General features: G+C 62.2%; 4 protein-coding genes. 2 read left to right on the forward strand and 2 right to left on the reverse strand.

The window, feature by feature from the left end:
• Positions 1-1,154 (forward strand): methyl-accepting chemotaxis protein (locus HX846_RS01255; protein WP_178964823.1); only part of this gene is annotated, 1,154 nt, incomplete at its 5' end.
• Between the two features lie 126 nt (positions 1,155-1,280).
• Here the strand turns inward: HX846_RS01255 and leuD are convergent.
• Together leuD and leuC are read right to left on the reverse strand one after the other, a co-directional pair.
• Entirely contained in the window at positions 1,281-1,925 is a 645-nt protein-coding gene (gene leuD / locus HX846_RS01260; RefSeq protein WP_003212660.1) for a 3-isopropylmalate dehydratase small subunit, read from the reverse strand.
• Between the two features lie 10 nt (positions 1,926-1,935).
• Positions 1,936-3,354 (reverse strand): 3-isopropylmalate dehydratase large subunit, encoded by a 1,419-nt coding sequence (gene leuC, locus HX846_RS01265; protein ID WP_178964824.1) that lies wholly within the window; start codon positions 3,352-3,354, stop codon positions 1,936-1,938.
• Between the two features lie 145 nt (positions 3,355-3,499).
• Here leuC and HX846_RS01270 point away from each other — a divergent pair, with 145 nt between their 5' ends.
• Positions 3,500-4,390, forward strand: a complete 891-nt coding sequence (locus HX846_RS01270) for a LysR family transcriptional regulator (protein WP_003212656.1) — start codon at positions 3,500-3,502, stop codon at positions 4,388-4,390.
• Positions 4,391-4,557 lie beyond the last annotated feature (167 nt).

The following is a 4,557-nucleotide window of genomic DNA, read 5'->3' on the forward strand; positions in this document are numbered from 1 at the left end:
CGCGTTTGCAGTCGGCGCAAGCCACCGCCACCCAGATGACCGCCAATACCACCAGCGCCGTGCAAGAGGCGGCGGGCACCTTGCGCTGGCGCATCGGCATGGGCCTGGCAGTTGTAGGTTTTGGTGTATTGCTGTTGATTGCTGTAGTGCTCGGCCGTCGGGTGGTCAATCGCCTGAAGCTGCTGATTGCAGCCATGGACGACCTGGCGGCAGGCGAGGGCGACCTGACCAAGCGTGTGCAGATCAATAGCCGGGACGAAATCGGCGACATGGCCTCGGCGGTCAATCGCTTTGTGGATAAGTTGCAGCCGATCGTGCGTGAAGCCGGTGATGTGGCCCAGCGTACCGGCGTGGAAATCGGCGCGATGACCCTGCGCAATGCGGGTGCCGATGCGGCCGCCGGCTTGCAGCGTGATGAGGTTGCCGAAAGCCTGCGGGCGCTGTCGCAAATGGCGGATGAGGCCCAGGCGGAAAGCCATGCGATGCAGGCGGCCTTGCAGCAGGTGGTGGATATTCGCCAGGCGACTGATGAAAATTCCCGCACTTCAGCCGAAGTCGGCAGCTTGATCGAGGCGTTGGCGGGGCAGGTGCAGGCCGGTTCCAAGGTGATCGAGCGGCTGGCGCAGCAGAGCGAGCAGATCGAGGTGGTGTTAACGGTGATCCACGGGATTGCCGAGCAAACCAACCTGCTGGCGCTCAACGCGGCTATTGAGGCGGCGCGAGCCGGTGAGACCGGGCGCGGCTTTGCGGTGGTGGCGGACGAGGTTCGCGCCCTGGCCAGTAAAACCCAGAGTTCTACCGGCGACATCCAGGCCCACATCGTGGCCTTGCAGCAAGGCGCCCGTGAGGCTGTGGAAACCATCGGCAAGGCCGGGCGCCAGGCCAGCGAAGGTTTGCTGGTATTACGCGACAGCGTGCGCCTGCAGCAGTCGGTGCAGGCCTCGGTGGAGCAGGTGCATGCAGCGATTGGCCTGGCGACGCGGGCGGCTGAGCATCAGGCGCAGGGTGCGCATGCGGTGCGTGGGCGGGTGGAGATCATCCATGCCCAGGCAGAGCGGGCCGCTCAGGCGGTGGTAGAGACCACCGCCAGCGGCAAGGTGCTGGATGGGTTGGCGGCGCAGTTGAAGGCGAGCCTGGGGCAGTTCCGGGCTTGATGTCGCCTGGTGCGGCCCTTTCGCGAGCAAGCCCGCTCCCACATTCGACCGAGTTCCTTCAGTTGAAATGCAATCAAATGTGGGAGCGGGCTTGCTCGCGAAGGGGCCAGTCCGGTCTACATGGAATCAAGCGTCGCGAAACAACCAAGGCTGGCTGGCCCGGTGTTTGGTTTCAAACGCGGCAATCGCATCGCCGTCCTGCAAGGTCAGGCCGATGTCGTCCAGGCCATTGATCAGGCAGTGCTTGCGGAAGGCGTCCACTTCAAAGTGATACACCTTGCCGTCCGGACGGGTCACGGTCTGCGCCGCCAGGTCGATGGTCAACTGGTAGCCCACATCGGCTTCCACCTGCTGGAACAACTCATCCACTTCGGCATCGCTCAAGATGATCGGCAGCAAGCCGTTCTTGAAGCTGTTGTTGAAGAAGATGTCGGCGTAGCTCGGCGCGATGATGCTGCGAAAGCCATATTCTTCCAGGGCCCACGGCGCGTGCTCACGGCTGGAGCCGCAACCGAAGTTTTCCCGGGCCAGCAACACGCTGGCACCCTGGTAACGCTCGGCGTTGAGTACAAAGTCCTTGTTCAGCGGGCGCTTGGAGTTGTCCTGGTAGGCGTAGCCCACGTCCAGGTAGCGCCACTCGTCGAACAGGTTCGGGCCAAAACCGGTGCGCTTGATCGATTTCAAGAACTGCTTGGGAATGATCTGGTCGGTGTCCACGTTGGCACGGTCCAACGGCGCGACTAAACCGGTGTGTTGAGTAAAAGCTTTCATCGGGTATTCCTCAGATCAATTCGCGAACGTCGATGAAACGACCGTTGACGGCAGCCGCAGCAGCCATGGCCGGGCTGACGAGGTGGGTACGGCCACCGGCGCCCTGACGCCCTTCGAAATTACGGTTGGAGGTGGACGCGCAATGCTCGCCCGACTCCAAACGGTCCGGGTTCATCGCCAGGCACATCGAGCAGCCCGGCTCGCGCCATTCAAAACCGGCTTCGAGGAAGATCTTGTCGAGGCCTTCGGCTTCAGCCTGGGCCTTGACCAGGCCCGAACCTGGCACCACGATCGCCTGCTTGATGGTCGAGGCGACTTTGCGGCCCTTGGCGATCACCGCCGCAGCGCGCAAATCCTCGATCCGCGAGTTGGTGCAGGAGCCGATGAATACGCGATCCAGCTGGATGTCGGTAATCGCCTGGTTGGCTTTCAAGCCCATGTACTTCAAGGCGCGCTCGATGGAACCACGCTTGACCAGGTCGGTTTCCTTGGCCGGGTCCGGCACGTTCTGGTCAACGGCCAACACCATTTCCGGCGAGGTGCCCCAGCTGACTTGCGGCTTGATCTGGGTGGCGTCGAGGGTAACCACGGTGTCGAACACCGCATCGGCGTCGGAAACCAGGTCTTTCCAGGCTTCGACAGCGGCGTCCCAATCAGCACCGGCAGGTGCGAACGGGCGACCCTTGACGTAGGCAATGGTCTTTTCGTCCGCCGCTACCATGCCCACACGGGCACCGGCTTCGATGGACATGTTGCAGATGGTCATGCGGCCTTCGATGGACAGGTCGCGAATCGCGCTGCCGGCGAATTCGATGGCGTGGCCGTTACCGCCGGCGGTGCCGATCTTGCCGATCACCGCGAGGACGATGTCTTTGGCGGTGACGCCGAAAGGCAACTCACCTTCCACCGACACCAACATGTTCTTCATTTTCTTGGCGACGAGGCACTGGGTGGCGAATACATGTTCCACCTCGGAGGTACCAATACCGTGGGCCAGGGCGCCAAACGCCCCGTGGGTAGAGGTGTGGGAGTCGCCGCAAACCACGGTCATGCCGGGCAAGGTAGCGCCCTGCTCCGGGCCGATCACGTGAACGATGCCCTGGCGCACGTCATTCATCTTGAATTCGGTGATGCCATATTCGTCGCAGTAATCATCGAGGGTCTGCACCTGGAGGCGCGACACGGTGTCGACGATGGCGTCGATCCCGCCTTTACGCTCCGGGGTGGTCGGCACGTTGTGGTCCGGGGTGGCGATGATCGAGTCGACGCGCCAAGGCTTGCGCCCGGCCAGTCGCAGGCCTTCGAACGCTTGGGGCGAGGTCACTTCATGGATGATGTGACGGTCGATGTAGATCAGCGACGACCCATCATCGCGCCGTTTCACTTCATGGGAATCCCAAAGCTTGTCGTAAAGCGTTTTGCCGGCCATCACGCGGTCCTCATCAGGTGTTTCTATGCCCCGGGCCTTGAACGATTCAATAACCCTTTGGCTTGTGAGGCTGATGGTATGGCGCTACATTAAATAACTCAAATTCATATTTTTTATGCTTTGGATTACCAACTGGAATAGCACAATGGACCTGGCCAACCTCAATGCCTTTATCGCCATCGCCGAGACCGGCAGCTTCTCCGGTGCCGGTGAACGCCTGCACCTGACCCAACCGGCCATCAGCAAGCGCATCGCCGGCCTGGAGCAACAATTAAAGGTGCGCCTGTTCGACCGGCTGGGGCGTGAAGTCGGCCTCACCGAAGCCGGACGGGCGCTGCTGCCCCGGGCGTATCAGATTCTCAATGTACTGGACGACACCCGCCGCGCCCTGACCAACCTCACCGGCGAAGTCAGCGGGCGCCTGACGCTGGCCACCAGCCATCACATCGGCCTGCACCGCTTGCCACCGGTCCTGCGCACGTTCACCCGGGAATACCCGAATGTCGCGCTGGACATTCAGTTTCTCGATTCGGAAGTGGCCTACGAAGAAATCCTCCATGGCCGCGCCGAAGTGGCCGTAATCACCCTGGCGCCGGAGCCCCACACGCTGGTGCGGGCCACCCCGGTGTGGGACGACCCACTGGATTTCGTGGTGGCGCCGGAACACAGCCTGATCAGCAACGGCAGCGTCAGCCTGGCGGACATCGCCCGGCACCCGGCGGTGTTTCCCGGCGGCAACACCTTTACCCACCATATCGTGCAGCGGCTGTTCGAGGCCCAGGGCCTGACGCCAAACATCGCCATGAGCACCAACTACCTGGAAACCATCAAGATGATGGTCTCCATTGGCCTTGCCTGGAGCGTATTGCCGCGCACCATGCTCGATGACCAGGTGGCACGCATCGCTTTGCCGGGCATACAGCTCAGTCGCCAGCTAGGCTATATCGTGCACACCGAAAGGACGCTGTCGAACGCTGCGCGGGCTTTCATGAGCCTATTGGATGCACAGGTCGATCTGCCAGGGAATCAGGCTTGAATCGCCGTGGCCCGTAGACCGTGGAACCCGCGCCGAACGCCCATCGAGCCAAGGCCCTTTGATAATGCGCAACCCCGTCGATACCGTGCCACCCCTGCCCCGCATCTACGCCCTGGACCCACAGGAGGCGGAGCAAAGCTGGGACAGCGCGCCGCAACTGCTGGCGG

This window comes from Pseudomonas sp. K5002 (assembly GCF_013386655.1).
Lineage (GTDB): Bacteria > Pseudomonadota > Gammaproteobacteria > Pseudomonadales > Pseudomonadaceae > Aquipseudomonas.

Coding starts and splice junctions, on each gene's coding strand:
- leuD (WP_003212660.1), bottom strand. CDS start 1,925: ATGAAAGCTTTTACTCAACACACCGGTTTAGTCGCGCCGTTGGACCGT.
- leuC (WP_178964824.1), bottom strand. CDS start 3,354: ATGGCCGGCAAAACGCTTTACGACAAGCTTTGGGATTCCCATGAAGTG.
- HX846_RS01270 (WP_003212656.1), top strand. CDS start 3,500: ATGGACCTGGCCAACCTCAATGCCTTTATCGCCATCGCCGAGACCGGC.